The sequence below is a fragment of the Flavobacterium sp. TR2 genome (genome assembly GCF_025252405.1).
In the GTDB taxonomy this organism is placed as follows: Bacteria; Bacteroidota; Bacteroidia; order Flavobacteriales; family Flavobacteriaceae; genus Flavobacterium.
On the sequence record NZ_CP104307.1, the window covers coordinates 4,384,877 to 4,401,083 of the forward strand.

The 16,207-nt window shown below is 36.0% G+C and carries 11 protein-coding genes; 1 reads left to right on the top strand and 10 read right to left on the bottom strand.

From position 1 onward, the window contains the following. The 9 genes from N4T20_RS18710 to N4T20_RS18750 form a co-directional block, all read right to left on the bottom strand. Positions 1–5,118, bottom strand: coding sequence for a T9SS type A sorting domain-containing protein (locus N4T20_RS18710; RefSeq protein ID WP_260670586.1), 5,118 nt, complete (start codon positions 5,116–5,118; stop codon positions 1–3). Positions 5,119–5,122: 4 nt separating this feature from the next. Next, positions 5,123–7,111, bottom strand: a complete 1,989-nt coding sequence (locus tag N4T20_RS18715) for a fibronectin type III domain-containing protein (RefSeq protein WP_260670587.1) — start codon at positions 7,109–7,111, stop codon at positions 5,123–5,125. Positions 7,112–7,384: 273 nt separating this feature from the next. Continuing rightward, the gene (locus tag N4T20_RS18720) at positions 7,385–8,509 is read right to left on the bottom strand and encodes an ABC transporter permease (protein ID WP_260670588.1); all 1,125 of its coding nucleotides are present in this window, start codon (positions 8,507–8,509) and stop codon (positions 7,385–7,387) included. After that, entirely contained in the window at positions 8,506–9,612 is a 1,107-nt protein-coding gene (locus N4T20_RS18725) for an ABC transporter permease (RefSeq protein ID WP_260673125.1), read from the bottom strand. Before N4T20_RS18725 ends, N4T20_RS18720 begins: the two co-directional genes overlap by 4 nt. A gap of 1 nt (position 9,613) precedes the next feature. Beyond that, entirely contained in the window at positions 9,614–10,357 is a 744-nt protein-coding gene (locus N4T20_RS18730) for an ABC transporter ATP-binding protein (RefSeq protein ID WP_260670589.1), read from the bottom strand. Next, positions 10,347–11,297 (bottom strand): ABC transporter ATP-binding protein, encoded by a 951-nt coding sequence (locus N4T20_RS18735; RefSeq protein WP_260670590.1) that lies wholly within the window; start codon positions 11,295–11,297, stop codon positions 10,347–10,349. The genes N4T20_RS18730 and N4T20_RS18735 overlap by 11 nt, the downstream gene beginning before the upstream one ends. Before the next feature lie 12 nt (positions 11,298–11,309). Beyond that, positions 11,310–12,212: an HlyD family secretion protein gene (locus tag N4T20_RS18740; RefSeq protein WP_260670591.1), complete on the bottom strand. Its 903-nt coding sequence runs from the start codon at positions 12,210–12,212 to the stop codon at positions 11,310–11,312. Positions 12,213–12,223: 11 nt separating this feature from the next. Continuing rightward, on the bottom strand, positions 12,224–13,462 hold the full coding sequence (locus tag N4T20_RS18745; protein ID WP_260670592.1) for a TolC family protein: 1,239 nt from the start codon (positions 13,460–13,462) through the stop codon (positions 12,224–12,226). A 25-nt stretch (positions 13,463–13,487) separates the two neighbouring features. Beyond that, positions 13,488–14,117: a TetR/AcrR family transcriptional regulator gene (locus N4T20_RS18750; RefSeq protein ID WP_260670593.1), complete on the bottom strand. Its 630-nt coding sequence runs from the start codon at positions 14,115–14,117 to the stop codon at positions 13,488–13,490. Positions 14,118–14,376: 259 nt separating this feature from the next. Between N4T20_RS18750 and N4T20_RS18755 the strand changes: the two genes are divergently transcribed. Beyond that, positions 14,377–15,147, top strand: a complete 771-nt coding sequence (locus tag N4T20_RS18755; protein ID WP_260670594.1) for a DUF2490 domain-containing protein — start codon at positions 14,377–14,379, stop codon at positions 15,145–15,147. Between the two features lies 1 nt (position 15,148). On the opposite strand, the gene N4T20_RS18760 is transcribed toward N4T20_RS18755, so the two are convergent. Next, the gene (locus N4T20_RS18760) at positions 15,149–16,138 is read right to left on the bottom strand and encodes a YheT family hydrolase (protein ID WP_260670595.1); all 990 of its coding nucleotides are present in this window, start codon (positions 16,136–16,138) and stop codon (positions 15,149–15,151) included. Between the last annotated feature and the right edge of the window lie 69 nt (positions 16,139–16,207).

Consider the following 16,207-nt stretch of genomic DNA (forward strand, 5'->3'; position numbering starts at 1 on the left):
TTAATTGACGATAATTTTTTTAACCAATGTTTGCTGTTCTGTTTCTAATACAATAATGTACATACCAGATTGTAATGAAGTATTAAAATCTACTTCGTACTTTTTCTTTCCTGATTCCTGTTTCTGAATCATGGTGTTTTGTCCAGAAGATGAGAACAATCTTAAATTTATGGCACTATTGTTTTCTAAATTTACAATTGCCTTAAAATTTCCATTGTTTGGATTTGGGGTTACCATAAAATCTGTAATAAACTTCGATGCAGTACCTTCATTTGGCATTGCGCTTCGCTGTTCGACTGTAACATTTTTGGTATATACGGCATAACATTCGCCTTGCGTCTGTTTTAATCCGATAGAATATACTCCTGTTGCATTAAACTTTAATGTGATGTATTTTTCTTTTTGTTCTACCACTTTTACTCCATTTGGAATAACCCAGTCTGTACTTTCTCCAAAAGGACTGCTGGTATTGACCAAGATTACTTCTTCGTCTAAATAAGCCTGAGAACTCAATAAAAATTCGGCACTGATTGCAGTCTGACTTGTTTTTATCACGATTTCATCTTCGCCAATACAACCTAAAGCCGAAGTCACTTTTACATGATAAGTCCCTGCTTTTGATATCTTGATTTTTGCGTCATTTGATGTAAAACCATTTGTAGAAGTCCAGCTGTATTTTGCTTGAGGATCCTTAATCGTAGCATCTAAATCTAAACTTTGGTCTATGCATAGCGTTCTATCCGCTCCAATATTTACAATAACTGGCGCTGGATCTTTTAAAACGAATCTTTTCTTATAGACACAACATTCTGGACAGGTAATCGTAACTTCATAATTTCCTGCCGCAAGATTATTTAAATCTTTTGTAGTCGCGCCTGTACTCCATGTATAGGTATAAGGCAAGTTTCCGCCAGTAACATTAAGTTCGATCGATCCATCATTTCCTTGATAACAGGTAGGATTTTTTACTGTTTCTGTAGTAAATATTCCGTTAGGGTCTCCCACAAAAATACTTCCCTGAACCACACATCCTTTTTGATCGGTTACTATTACGAAATAATTATTGGTCGTAATGTTTTCTATTTTTGGGGTAGTTGCCCCGTTTGTCCATTCATATGTATATGGCGGAGTTCCACCTGTTACATGCGCTTCTGCCCAACCATCATCACCTGTTGTGCAGCCCACATCAAACTTGGTAAAACTCAACTTTAATTGATCTGGTTGCGGAATATACTTCTCAGCATCTATTTCTTTAACCAAAACGTTATTCACATAGCTTCCCAGTTTTATTCCGTTGGCATCTTCAACATTCAAAGCATAAGTTCCTTCTGAAAGGTATTCTGCCGTATCTCCTGTATTGTTCCAAAGAGTCCAAGAACCGTCTTTTTGCTTTTTCTTCCAAGTGTAGAAGTATGGCAATCCGTTATTTTTTTCTTTTGGAAGCTGAATTCCTCCTTTTACATGAGCTTTCAAAATACCGTCTTGCGATTCGTCTCTTTGGGTATCTTTCGGATTAGCATCTGTCTCATTTCCAAATTCATTGCTCACGTTACAAGAAATAGTACGAATAACTTCAAAAGTAACTTCAAGCGGATCTGGATCTTCTAATTCAGTAACGGAATTTGCCACCGTACAGCTGGTTTTATTTGTTGCTTCATTATAATTTTTATCACGAACCGTTAGGGTATACGTTTCTTCTCCAAGTCCATTTAACGAAATCGTATAAATATCATTTGCAAAACTTGTTGTTGTAGTCTTCTGGATTACTCCTTTGCTATTTTTCCACTCAAACCAATAGGTGTTGTCTTTAAATATAGTTCCACCTGTAACTTCAACTACAATTCTTCCATTTGTTGCTTTATAAAATGTCGGGTTAAAAACTTCTTTATAGTTAATCGCCAGCGGCTTTTTAGGCTCATCAATAAAAACTTCGGCATAAGCCGTACAGCCTTTTTTATCTGTTGCAATTACCCAATAAGTCCCGGTTTTTAAAACGGTATTTTTATCGGACTTAAATTCATTAGACCATTCGTAAGTATAAGATCCGCTTCCGCCTTCAGCCGTTGCGGTTGCCCAACCGTCATTGCCACCATGGCAAAAAACATCTCCCTTTTCGATTTTTACTGATAATACTGGCGGCTGATCCATTACCTGAATAGAATCTTTTGCGATCCAATTTCCATTTGAATAAGTTCCTAAAATAATATCGTTTGCATCTTTAACATTAAGTGCATATTTTCCATGAGAAAGGTTTGAGATAATCGAATCTTGTACAGCTAAATCTTCCCAAGTGCCATTGTCTCGCTGTTTTTTCCAATAGTAAAAATACGGAAGCTTGTTATTTTTATTTGATAATAGTGCTGTTCCTCCTGTAACGTGCGCCACCAAAATTCCATCCTGCGATTCGTCACGCTGTTCGTCTTTTGGATTCACATCTGTTTTGTCTCCATACTCGTTTTTCGCATTACACGAAATAGTCTGGACAATTTCAAAAACTACTTTTAAAGGATCTGGTTCGGTCAGTTTAATTTTAGATTTTACAATAGAGCAATTAACCGTCTGCCCAGTTGCTTTATTATAATTTTTATCTGTTATGGTTAGAAAATAAGACTCTGCAGGCAAATTGTCTAATGTAATAATGTAAACTCCATTTACTATTTCAGTAGTTGCATTTTGCTTGACGTCAGCCGAATTTCTCCATTCGTAATCATACAGCCTGCCATTATTTTTTGCTGGATCAAATTGTGTTCCTCCTGTAATCTCCGCAACAATTTTTCCGTTGCTTGCTCCTGAAAAAGTAGGAGTTGAAACAGTTGAATATGTAATTTTTACTTCTTCATCTGGTCCATCTATGACAATACTATCTCTTACAAAACAGCCTTTAATTGTATCGACAGCATTTACATAATAAGTTCCTACTTTTAATTTGGTTATTTCTTCTCCTACAACGCCATTATGATCTGGTCCGTACCAAGTAAATTTATAGGTGGACTTTGCATCTTTTATACTCGCCTTAGCCCATCCGTTCGCACCTTCAAAACAAGAAACATCTCCAGAAGTAAATTCAACTTTTAATGCCTCTGGTTCTACAAGTGACTGCTCAACAGCTATAGGCGTCTGTTCAGTCATGGTATATGTTCCATGCATAATATCGTTAGCATCTTTAACGTTAACGGAATAAGTCCCTTTCGGAAGGTTAGCTGCTATCGAATCGTTTACTTCTAAATCTTCCCAAAAATCCTTAGAAACTTGCTTTTTCCAGTAAAAATAATACGGTAAGCCTTTATTGTCTGATGCTTTTAATGCTTTTCCTCCCGTAACCAAAGCCACTAAACTTCCATTGGATGCTAAAGCCTTATTTTCATATCCTTCTTCACCCAAATTTGCTGAATTACAAAAAATATTCTGTCTAACTTTCAGTTTTATTTCAATGGGATCGGGATCGTCTAAAATACCAACCGGTTTTGGTATTAACACACAATTGTATTTGTCAGTTACAGTCAGTGTGTATGTTCCCTCAGGAACTTTTTGAAGTATAATTGTAAAGATGCCATCGACAAATTTTGTTTCAGATTTATCAGAAGCAATTTTTTCATTTTTTTCATTTCTCCATTCATAAGAATAACTATTATTATTTATAAGAGAACCGCCTGTTACTGAAACTATAACTTTACCATCTTCTGCTTTATAAAAAGTAGGATGCGTAAGAAGTACTGGGCTCGAAAGTGCAAGAGGAGCCTTTGGCTGATCAATTATTTTTGACAGCACTTTTTCTTTATCATCTGATGTTTTTGCTATACAGCCAATCTTGTCATTAGCATCTTTTATTTTTCTAACTTTAAAAAAATATTCCCCAAGACCAAGGTCGCTTAATGTAGTTTTATTTCCATTTAAAAAAGAGACCCAAGTTGCTCCTCCATCATTTGAATATTGATAAATACCATTATCAACTCCTCCTGTTGCGGTTACATCAATTGCACCATCAGAACCTCCAAAACAATTAATATCTTTTTTGTCAAGGGTAAAATCTACTGGGGTTGGTGAGCCTATATTGAATACATATGGGCTTTTTTCTATATATATTGAACCTGTACTTGCACCATTAATAAATCCCGTAAGTGTGAGACCATATCGTCCTTTTGCAAAATCACACGGAAACTCATAGCTATTACTCCCATCAAGAGCAATTTGCCCTTCTTGTGAGGAGCACATTACTTCCTTCCACTTATTTTCAACTTCATCAAAATCTCTAATACTAAAAGTTAATTTTTCGTTGTTAAACAAAGGTCTGTTCAATTTCATGATTAATTTACCATCCTTCGAATCAAAGCACTTTGTTTTTTCTTCTTGATGAGAATCAATTAAAGGAGCAGATTGACGCACAATATAAGTAACCTTATTAGACACAGCACCACCACATGCTACTTGTCTAATATAAATTTTTTTTCCATGATATTCTCCAGCTTGGTCTCCTAAAATTTCTTTTGCATTAGCCGTAAAACTTGACCTTCCAGAAAATTGTGGCATATTGACCCAACTACTTTCATCAAACGAATATTGCCAATTGTATTCGGAACTGTCAAATCCTGTATTAGACGTTAAAATAACTCTAGTATCCGTCGGCAAATCGTTTTCTATTCCTTGATCAACGATTACAAGAACAGGTCGAATCTTTACGTTAAATGAAGATGTGCCAAGTCCATCCCCGTCACTGTCTATATTTCTATATTCTTTAAATTGAAAATCATCAGTATAGCAACGAAATCTATCTGCTCTTGTAAGTCTCCCCATATTATAAGGCCTATTTCCGTTGCAGGACTTCCTATCGTATCGTGAAGCAGAAAAAAACATAGATTGTAGAACTTTATTTGCTTTAAATGTAGTTCTCACATTAGTATAATAGTCTGTCTTCCTATTATCAGAATACGTAATGTCTAAGGCTTTATAATTATCTGCAGGAGTGCTAAATTCTAAGGTAACGTATGCAGTCCCGCAATTATGGTGTTCATCATTATAAACTGAGCCATTAAAAATAACTTCATACTCACCTAATTGTGGAGCCTGAGCGTACCCTAATCCACAAACCAATAAAACAACAAATAAGTAAAATTTCTTCATAGGCTTAGTATATAACGGTTAAAGTCTCTGTTTTTGCAGGACTATCGTTTTCTAGATTTGGAACCAGATGATATTCGTATTCTTTATTAATATTTAAATTTTTATCTTCTAAAGTGAAGACCGTGCCATTTAATTCCTTCCATAAAGTTGGAGGAACACCCTTTTCATTTTTGTAAATGCTAAGTCCTAAAATCTTGCCTTTGTTTTTGGCATAATCCCAAGAGAGCACTATTTTTTTATTTTCTCTGTCTGCTGTCCCCTGCAAAAATGTAATGACTTTTACTGGCGTAAAGTTTAGGACGCTTACCGTTATCGTAGAATGATCTAATGACGACCAGAGATTGCTTTTATCCCTAGCCAAAATTGCATATTGATATGTTTTTTTATTTTCTACGCGATCATCTGTAAATTCCTGAATGGTATCATTTATCTGCTTTATTTCCAGCCATTTTTCCTGACCTTTTTCTCTTCTTCTAAGACTATAGCCCACTACGTCTTCACTATAGCTTCGGATCCATTTTAAGTGAACTTTGCCGTCTTTGTTATCATAATCTTTAAAAATAGGAGCTGCTGGCGGAATTTTATCTGGTTTGTCCAATACCAAAATATCAGAGGGATCGGAGACATTGAAACGCATATCTTCCGCAGCAATTCTATAGTATACTTTACTATTTGTCATTTTTAAACTCACGCTGTCTTTATATTCTGTACCGATGTAAGATTGATGGTAAATATCCACAAACTCCTCACCTTCGGTGTTTGCACGTAATATTCGATATCCGCGCAAATCTTTTTCCAGATTTGGCTTCCATTTCAGTCTAACCGTTCCAAGACTATCAATAACTCCTTCTAAACCGATTGGCTTTGCTGGTGGGATCGAATCGACAGGCTGGACAAGCATACTTTGAGAGGTTAATCTCTGATTGTTTTTTCCAACAACCGAGATTGTAAAATAGTTGGATGGATATAACCCCTCTTTAAAATTGAGTTTTCTTTCTGATGGCGGAATAATTTTAGAAACTACTTTATAGGGGCCTCTATCATTATTGGCTAAGTTAATTTCGTAGCCTTGAATAAATCCTTCTGACTCTTTGGGATACTCCCATTCCAGATTAACTTCATTTGAATTTATAATATTATAGTCAATAAGCCTTGCCGGAGTTACTACAGCTGCAACTCCTTTTGCCGTTATAGGTTTTGTAAATTCTCCTTTTTCTCCAAACGAAGTTATACCGTATAATCTATAATGATATACTTTGTCGTTTACGCTAAGCGTATCCACATAATACATATTTTTGGACGGATGTTCGTCTTTATCATTTAAGTTTACAAGTGCGGTATTGGATATTGGCGTATAATTGATTCCGTCTGAAGATTTCTCCACCATAAACGAGGTGTAAATCCTTTTGAAAGTTTCATAATCCCAAGAAAGAAGCACTTTTTTATCATCTGGAATCGCAATAAAATCGGTTGGAGCCGGCAGAACAGCATAATCTTTCAGCCCGATCATATAGGATGATTCTTTTATCTGCGGACTTTCGAAAACGCTTATCTGATACGCATATACTTCATTCGGTTTAACATCAGTATCAACGTATCCCCAGCCTGCTTTTACCGCTCCCTCAAAACTCATATCGGCAGCATATAGCGCAAAAGTATAACGCTGGTCCAATTCATCTGCCATATTGACTATTCTTGACAGATCGCCTTCTTTGGCGTCGGTTACTTCAAAACTTTCACCATAAATTGATTGTGCAATAATCGCTGCGTTATTGTCTTTCTGAACAAAATCAATCCAAGAATCTAACGGTTCTGGAGTTAATGGTTTTGGGGTAAGACGAACCTTTTCTGGTTTAGATATGACATTCCCGTCACGTAAAACTGTAGTTCTGGTCACTATAAAGCCTTTTTTGTTTGCTTTTTGCCATTCTGCTGGAGAATTAACAGCCCAGCGAACTAAAATTCTATCCTTCTGAGCTCTTGCATTTACCATAACAACAGCGCGTTTGGTTTGAGAATAAGATAGAGATATAAATAATAAAAAGAAAAAAATATACTTATTTTGGGACATTTAAGATGTAATTATTTCCATGTTAAAAAAAAGCAAAAGTAGTATTTTAATTATAATTCAAGCCCTTTTTAAACTTTCTAATGCGAGTATAATCAAATAAAAAACATAAGAATTTGACTATCAAAAACATACACCCTATTTCTAATGCATATTTAACTAAAAAAGATTCCTAAAAACACTTGAAATCTCTTTCTATTAACTTGTTTTTCTGTAGTTATAAATCGCTAAGGAATTTAATGCAATAGCAAAAATAAACAAGTAAAACAGCTCTCGTCCTACTTCGTGCAAACCGCTTCCTTTTAAAACGATGAGCCGAACCACTTTTATAAAATGTGTTACAGGAGTAAATTCAGAAATGGTTCTTGCCCAATTCGGCATACTGTCAGTACTGGTAAAGAAACCGCTCATGAGCATAAAAATCATCATAAAGAAAAAGGCAATAAACATGGCTTGCAATTGCGTATCGGCAAATGTTGAAATTAAAAGTCCCAATCCTAATAAAGCGGTCAGATAAACTCCTGCAAAAAGATATAAAACTAAAAGACTTCCGAGCGGAAATATTCCATAAATCAAGTACATTACAATAAGACCAACGGTAAACACAATCATTCCGACAATCCAAAAAGGAATGAGTTTGCCTAAAATAAATTGCCATTTCTGAATTGGCGTCACATTAATCTGTTCAATTGTGCCTATTTCTTTCTCTTTTACAATATTTAATGCTGTAATGAATCCCCCAATCAATGTGAGCAATAAAACCAGAATTCCGGGAACCATATAATATTTATATTCTGCTCTGGGGTTGTACCAATTTGTACTATTTAAAGTAATGATCGAAGGCGAAACAGAAGCAAATTGAGGCGGTAATTTAAACCGTATATCCAGATCATTGCTAAAATCCGCCAGTACAACATTTAAATAAGCATTTCCTATATTGGATTTCGTTCCGTTAATGGCATCTGCGGCGATATTCACTTGCTGGCTGCCTTCTCTTACCAAGTTTCGTTCAAATCCAGAAGGAATTTCTAGAATTAAATCGGCATCTCCCGTTTCAATAAACTTCATGCCTTCCAAATACGATGCAGGAGCTCCTACAATATGAAAGTATCCAGAGGAACCTATCTTATTGATTAATTTTTGAGAATACGAACTATGGTCATGATCTACGTAAACAATATTTACACTTTTCACTTCAAAATTCGCGGCCAGCGGTAAAATGATGAGCTGTATGGTAGGCACAAAAAACATCATGGCCAATATGGTTTTGTCTCTAAATATCTGGCGGAATTCTTTCTGTAATATAAAACGAAGCACTTTCATGACAATCTGATTTTAAATTTTTTCAAAGACACTGTCAGCAATACAATTGTCATTCCGGCAAGAATAAGCGTTTCTTTCCAGATATAAGAAAAACCTAAACCTTTCAGCATTACTGCTTTTACGATGATGTAATAATAATGAGACGGAATTAGATGAGAAATAGCTTGAAATATCCAAGGCATATTTTCAATTGGAAACATAAAACCAGTGAGTATCAAAGTAGGCACCATCATTCCCATCATCGATATAAGCATGGCTGTCTGTTGCGAATCGGTGACATTTGAAATCAACAGACCAAGAGAAAGACAAGTGATGATAAACAAGATACTTTCTGCAAAAAGGAGCAGAAAACTTCCTTTGATCTCAACATTAAGCAGATACACCGAAAGAAATATAATAATGATAAAGTTGATTATGGAAAGCACTAGAAACGGAATTGCTTTTGCAATTAAAACCATAATGGGTTTAAAAGGCGATACAAGCAAAATTTCCATCGTCCCGAGTTCTTTTTCGCGCACAACAGAAACAGAGGTCAAAGCTGTGCTTACAATCATAAAAATCAATGCAATTACACCTGGGATAAAATTAAGCGAGCCATTTTGCTCTTCGTTATACAGCTGTCTTAATTCTGGAATTATTTGATAATTTAATTTTGCAGACAGATTTAATTCCTGCTGATAATCTCTAATAATTGCATTTAAATAATTGGTCACTATTGTTGCTGTATTAGGATCTGAAGCATCTGCAATTACTTGAATTTTTGCTCCTCCGAGACGTTGCACATCAGAGCCAAAATTGGAAGGAAAAATAACCGCACATTTAATGCTTCCGTCTTTAAATCTGTTTTCAATGTCATTGTAATTCAAGATCGCATTTTCAACATGAAAATAAGAACTGGACTGTATTTTTTGTATTATTTTTTCGGTATGAATATCGTGCGAATTATCCTGAATGGCAATTCCGATATTCTTGACTTCGCTGCTCAATGCAAAGCCAAAAAGAACGATCTGTGCGACAGGAAGTCCAAAGAGAATCAGCAGCGTTCTTTGGTCTCTGAAAACATGATAAAATTCTTTTCGAATAAAAGCCAGCAATCTTTTCATACTAATCTGATGTTCTTTTGGCATTTCGTGCCAGTTCATAAAAAACCTCATCCATAGAAACGGCATTGAAGCGTTTTTTTAATGCCGAAGGAGAATCTATTGCTGCCATGCGCCCATCAACCATAATACTAATTCGGTCGCAATATTCAGCTTCGTCCATATAATGCGTGGTAACAAAAACCGTAATTCCGTCAGCAGCAGCTTGATAAATCATTTCCCAAAATTGGCGTCTGGTTATTGGGTCGACACCGCCTGTAGGTTCATCCAAAAAAACGATTTTAGGACGATGAAATACCGCAACTGAAAAAGCCAATTTTTGTTTCCATCCTAATGGCAATCCTCCTACCAGTTTTTTTGCTTCTTTTTCTAAACCTAAAGCCAAAATAAGATCCTTGCTTCTCTCTTTAATTTCAAGCCTCGAAACTCCATACACGCCAGCAAAAAACTCGATATTTTCTAAAATGGTCAGATTATCATACAACGAAAACTTCTGACTCATGTAACCAATATTCTTCTTGATTTTTTCCTGCTGTTTATAAACATCAAATCCTGCCACATGGGCTTCTCCAGAAGTCGGATACGAAAGTCCGCAGAGAATTCGCATCGCAGTTGTTTTTCCAGCTCCATTGGCTCCCAAAAAACCAAAAATCTCGCCTTCGCCCACTTCAAAGCTAATTTTATCAACCGCTTTGAAATCTCCAAACTGTTTGGTTAAGTCTTTACAAATTATAGCTTTATTTTCCATCCAGCATTTCTTTTGGTTCTCTAGAATTGTTCTGTTCTCGCATTAGACGAATAAAACTGTCTTCAATGGTAGGCTCTATTTTTTTTACTTCTAAATCTTCGGGATTGTATTTTAGTGCGATCGCTTTAACCGTTTCCGCATCTGCCTGCTCTGACACTAAGGTAAGATGAAGAAATTCTCCAAAGGCATCGCAATCCTCAACTTCTTTTTCGGTTCTAAGATTTTGCAAAAGCTTATAAATATTCTTTGCTTTTACTGCAAATAACGGCTTTGGAAAGCTTTTTATAATTTGCTGCGGCTCATCAACAGTCATTATTTTTCCGTTTTGAATAAGCGCAATCCGATCGCATAATTTTGCCTCGTCCATATAAGGAGTAGAAACGATTATTGTGATATTTTGCTTTTTAAGTTTTGCAAGCATTTCCCAAAACTCACTTCGCGAAACCACATCCACGCCTGTAGTAGGTTCATCCAAAAATAAAATCTCAGGTTTATGGATTAAAGCGCAGCATAGAGCCAGCTTTTGCTTCATCCCGCCTGAGAGTTTTCCAGCTCTCCTATCGTTAAAAGGTTTTATCTGATCGTAAATATCTTTAATCAGATCATAATTTTCTTCAATTGTAGTTCCGAAAATAGTGGCAAAAAACTCAAGATTTTCTTTTACTGTCAAATCCTGATACAAGGAGAATTTCCCAGGCATATAACCTACTTTATTCCTAATTTCCTGAAACCCTTTTACAATATCATGCCCTTCAACAGACGCAGTTCCACCGTCTGCAAGCAGCAACGTTGTTAAAATTCTAAAAATGGAAGTTTTCCCTGCGCCATCCGGGCCAATTAATCCGAAAAGTTCTCCTTTCTGCACTTCAAAAGACACCGCATCTACAGCGACAAAATCACCATACTTTTTAGTAATATTTTTTAATGTAACTGCAGGCATATCAATGTTGTTTTATTTTGACCAAAGCACTTCTCCGTACATTCCAATTTTCAGATAGCCATCGTTTTTCACTCTTACTTTTACGGCATAAACCAAATTGACCCGCTCGTCTTTGGTCGGAATTGTTTTTGGAGAAAATTCAGATTTATTTGAAATCCAACCTATCGTACCCTGATATTCTTTGTATTTCTTTTCGCCTTGGTCAATGCGCACTTTAACCTGCTGTCCGATTTTAATTTGAGTCAATTGCGTGCCTGTAATGTAAGCTCTCAAATCTAATGTTTCGAGATTGGCAATTTTGTACAATGGTTTTCCAATTACAGCCATTTCGTATTGTTCTGCATATTTTGCTAAAACAGTTCCTTTGATTGGATTAACGATTACACTTTTGCTCAATTGATCTTCAATTCCTTTTAACTGAACTCCAACAGTATTTCCTTGTTGAGTCAAGTTTTCAGTTGTAGTTTCCAGCGAACTTTTCTGAGCCTTTATCTGCGCCTGCAACGCAGCTACTTTAGAATTTATATCATCCAATTGTTTTTGAGAAGCTACTCCTCCTTTTACCAATTTTTCAGTGCGGTTGCGGTCTAAAATGGCATTATCAAGCTGTCTTTTTAAACTTTCAGTCTGTATCTGTATTTGAGGTCTTCCGCTCAGAATGGCTTTTTCGTTCTGGCGCAATTGCATTTTGTTTATGGCTAGCTGCGTACTGTCTATAAAACCAACTTTTTGCCCCGCCTCCAATTGCTGGCCTTCTTCTACATTCAATTGCAAAATCTGGCCGTTTGCTTCTGCCGAAAGAATGGTTTCAACTGCTTCAAAAGACCCCGAAGCATCAAAATCATTTTCTGTATTCTTGCACGAAAACATAAAAACCAGCGGGGTAAGAAAATAGAAAAACGTTATCTTTTTCATAGTGTATAATGTTAATTTCCTTTGATTGTTTGATACTCATATTCAGCCATAAGCAATTGTATTTCGTGCAATGCTTTTTCCGCTCGCGCATTTCCTTCCTTTTCGGTTGCATTCAGCAAATCAATCAGCGGGCCAGCGCCAGTGTCGTATTTCAGCTGATATCCTTCGCGAATCGTCTGGCGAAGTTTTACAATTTCGTCATCATCTTTCAAAATGGCTTTCTGCCGTTCAATATCAGCCGTCTTTTGGTTCATCTGAAATCTGGTGTTAAATAAAAAAGTTTCTTCTTGAACCTCTATTTTTTTCAGTTCCTGTTGTGTCAGCTGTTTTTCATTCGAATTTTTATACAAGCCTTTTATATCCCATCCAACACTTACTCCGGCAACGCCAACGGTTGAAATTTTGTTGGCTCCCAAATTAATTCCCGGTGCCAAAGCGATACCTGCTCCAAGCAGTCCCACTTTAGGCATCAGATTTACTTTCTGCATTTTAGATTGTGCGGTTACCAGATTCCGCTGACTGGCAAAAAGCTGCTGCTCCGGACGTTTGATAATGGTGTCGGTACTGGCAGAATTGAAAGGTTTTCCAAATTTTTCCTGACTAATATTTTTTCCTATCAGATAAGAAAGCATCATTTGGTAACCTGCCTTAGTATATTCAAAATCTTTTTTCTGTCTGCTCAGATTAAGCTGTTCAGCTTTCATTTCATCAACATCAGTTTTATAGGCTAAACCATTTTCGTGAAGTTTTTTTACCTTATCAATGTTATTGGCAATAATGGCATTCTGGATCTGTAATTGTTTCAGTTGCTCATCAATAAGCAATACGCCAAAGTATAGCTGATTTACTCGTGAACGTAAATCGTAAAGCGAAACATCTACCGAAGCCTTATCGGCATTTGAAGAGGCTTCAATAATTTTTTTCTGCGTTTTGGTGGCTCCTCCATCCCAAACAACCTGATTGACCTGCCCGAGACCGATAAATTTAAATTTGCTGTCGTTTCCCGAACCGCCCATGGTTGGAAAATCTCCAAAAACATATCCCTCAATAGCGGTCAAACTTATTTGAGGCAAATAGGCTTTGTTGGCATTACTCAAAGTATATTCTTTACTTTTTTCAATAAGCTCATATTGTTTGATTAAAGGATAATTTTCTACAGCCAGCTGATAACTTTGCTCAATTGTCAAGGTTTGAGCCTCCACGGTTACAAAGGACAAGATTGCTATATATTTAAAGTATAATTTCCTCATTGCAAATTTGACTTCTAGTTAGTATTTAAACCGCAGTAAACATCATTTTGATCCAGATCGGAATTTTTTTCTTGCGCTCCTGCATTAGCGCATGAAACTGTTCTGCTTCCAAATTTCTGCTTCCCATAATAATCGGTTTCGCTATAAATGGAAAAACGACCAATCCTAAAAGATTCATCAAGAAATGCAGCGGATTGGGTTCTGTTACTTCTTCATTTTGTACCGCTTCTTGAAATTGTTTAATAAAAACAGAATCATTAACGATTTCTTTAATTGGCAGCCTTTTTAATAGTCCCTCTGGATTATTGCGTATTTCAGTTAAAATAAAAGTGGGAATTTCAGGTTCTGCACCGATAAAATCGATGTATCGCTCGGCAATAATGGCTACTTTTTCTTCCAAAGAAGTTTTTTCGTCATCCAAAATCACTTTCATGCTGCCGACAAAACCGGCAAAAGTTTCTGTCATAATGATTTCAAAAAGCTTAGCCTTGCTTCTAAAATAATAATTGAGCAAAGCAAGATTTAAACCCGCTTCTTCAGCAATATCTCTTGTTCGCGTTGCTGTAAAGCCTTTTTTGTAAAAAACAATTTTGGCGGCTGTTTTTATCTTTTTCTCTGTAGTAGAATCTTTTTTCCCTGATACTGAAGCACTCATATTTAATAATTTAGGTACAAATTTAAGTTTTTTTCAAACACATTAAACATTTTTTTTAATCATTTGATTAAAAAAGTTGTTTAATTCCCTAATACGCTTTACAAAAGACACCATAAACATCTGATATAAAACAAATTAAAACTCAACCATACCATATAAATTCTCACAAAAAAAGAATATCTTTACTTCTAGTTGTTTATATGGTTGCCTCTATCGATTCTAAAAGAAATTTACTGAACTAATTTCTATCGCATTTTATATGAAAAGCAATTTTATTGGAATCCTACTTTTCGTGTTTCCTCTCACAGTTTTAGGACAAAATGACCAAAAAAAAGAAATCAACCACCAGCTGCAAACTTGGGTCTCCATAAACACGGTCACTCGATTTGCAGATAAATGGGCTGTAATTGGCGATTTTCATATTAGACGAAACGACTTTGTGGCCGATCCCAGTTTTTATTTTTTAAGAGGTGGTTTTACTTATTTCGTAAACTCAAATCTTTCCTTAACCGCCGGATATGCGCATATGTGGCTGGCCCCTTCAAATCCCGATTGGAGTACTTTTGCAGATGAAAACAGGATTTACCAGCAGGCACAATTTAATACCAAAGTGGGAAAAGTGCACGTTTTACAGCGTTTGCGAAATGAACAGCGCTGGCAGGAAAAAATAGTAAACGACAAACCTAGCGGCGATTGGCGTTTTACAAATCGGATTCGTTATTTAATGAGTTTTACTTTTCCTATTTCAGATAAAAAGTCATGGCCCCAAATGGTTCTTTCAGATGAAATTCTTTTGCATTTTGGAGAAGAAGTGGTGTACAATACCTTAGATCAAAACCGCTTTTTCATCGGCATTAAAAAAACAATCAATCCCAAATGGAGTTATGATTTTGGCTATATGAATGTTTATCAGCAAAAATATTCTGGATATCAATACGATATGAACCATACCATCAGGCTTTTTTTCTATTTAAATACCAGCGTGAGGAAAGAACCCATACCAACGATTGAAAATTCTGGTGACGAATAAATTATAGCTTTTCAAAACCCAAAATATTGTTAGATTTGAAAGACTCAAAAAACTCAAAAGCTCTTTTTTCAGCATAAGAATACTCCGAATCGCGAAGCGGAAAAGCACAATGTCCGCCATACCTTGGAGTTTCGAGATAAACAAATGCACTGTCTCTGGCAATTGTTCTCGGGTAGCATCTTTCGCCCAAAAAAGGATCGTCTAGCGAATTGATAATCAAAACCGGAGTGGTAATATCTTTAAGCGAAAATTCTGGAGAAACGCGTTCGTAATAATCATCACGGCTTGCAAAACCATGAAGCGGAGCTGTAAAATACTGATCGACCTCATCAAAAGTAGAGATATTATCAATTTGATCACTATTGATAAAATCAGGAAATTGCGCCGCTTTGTATTTCAGCTTCTTTTTTATGTCAATTGTAAAATTCTTCAAATAAACTCTGTTAAATCCTTGCTTAAGCACCTCTGCGCTTGTGGCTATATGGGTAGGAACCGAAATAGAAACGGCAGCTTTTATGCGTTCATCTATTTTTGTCCAGCCCAAATAATTTAGCAGCTGAACACCTCCCATAGAATATCCTATCAAGTAAATATCTTCAAATCCTTTATGCAAAGCAAATTGAACAACTTCATCAAGATCGTCTACTGCGCCATGATGATACAGCCTCGGAAGACGGTTCATTTCTCCTCCGCACGTGCGATTGTTCCAGGCAAAAACCGAAAAGCCTTTCTGCTGAAAATAGGCAGCACAACTATTATTGTAGGTTCTGCGCGAATCGCCTTCTAATCCATGACATAAAATAACTGCCTTTTTAGAATCGTTTATAACATAATCGATATTGATAAAATCTCCGTCTTTCAATTCCAGTTTTTCCCTTGTGTATTGGGGAACTTCAAACTTTTTAATCAAAGCGGCATAAATGGTAGATATATGCCTGTTGCGCTGAAGAATAGAGGGAGAATTATATTCTGACTGTTCAATTAGTGGCATAACGAAGAGTTTTGTGGTACTTTTTACAAAGCTAAGAAATCATTTAATATGTAATTTAATTCTTTCTTT

What these genes read in the sequence shown, in the direction of transcription:
- N4T20_RS18725 (WP_260673125.1), bottom strand. Translation starts at nt 9,612, where the DNA reads ATGAAAAGATTGCTGGCTTTTATTCGAAAAGAATTTTATCATGTTTTC.
- N4T20_RS18735 (WP_260670590.1), bottom strand. Translation starts at nt 11,297, where the DNA reads ATGCCTGCAGTTACATTAAAAAATATTACTAAAAAGTATGGTGATTTT.
- N4T20_RS18745 (WP_260670592.1), bottom strand. Translation starts at nt 13,462, where the DNA reads ATGAGGAAATTATACTTTAAATATATAGCAATCTTGTCCTTTGTAACC.
- N4T20_RS18740 (WP_260670591.1), bottom strand. Translation starts at nt 12,212, where the DNA reads ATGAAAAAGATAACGTTTTTCTATTTTCTTACCCCGCTGGTTTTTATG.
- N4T20_RS18710 (WP_260670586.1), bottom strand. Translation starts at nt 5,118, where the DNA reads ATGAAGAAATTTTACTTATTTGTTGTTTTATTGGTTTGTGGATTAGGG.
- N4T20_RS18715 (WP_260670587.1), bottom strand. Translation starts at nt 7,111, where the DNA reads ATGGTAAATGCAAGAGCTCAGAAGGATAGAATTTTAGTTCGCTGGGCT.
- N4T20_RS18750 (WP_260670593.1), bottom strand. Translation starts at nt 14,117, where the DNA reads ATGAGTGCTTCAGTATCAGGGAAAAAAGATTCTACTACAGAGAAAAAG.
- N4T20_RS18755 (WP_260670594.1), top strand. Translation starts at nt 14,377, where the DNA reads ATGAAAAGCAATTTTATTGGAATCCTACTTTTCGTGTTTCCTCTCACA.
- N4T20_RS18760 (WP_260670595.1), bottom strand. Translation starts at nt 16,138, where the DNA reads ATGCCACTAATTGAACAGTCAGAATATAATTCTCCCTCTATTCTTCAG.
- N4T20_RS18720 (WP_260670588.1), bottom strand. Translation starts at nt 8,509, where the DNA reads ATGAAAGTGCTTCGTTTTATATTACAGAAAGAATTCCGCCAGATATTT.
- N4T20_RS18730 (WP_260670589.1), bottom strand. Translation starts at nt 10,357, where the DNA reads ATGGAAAATAAAGCTATAATTTGTAAAGACTTAACCAAACAGTTTGGA.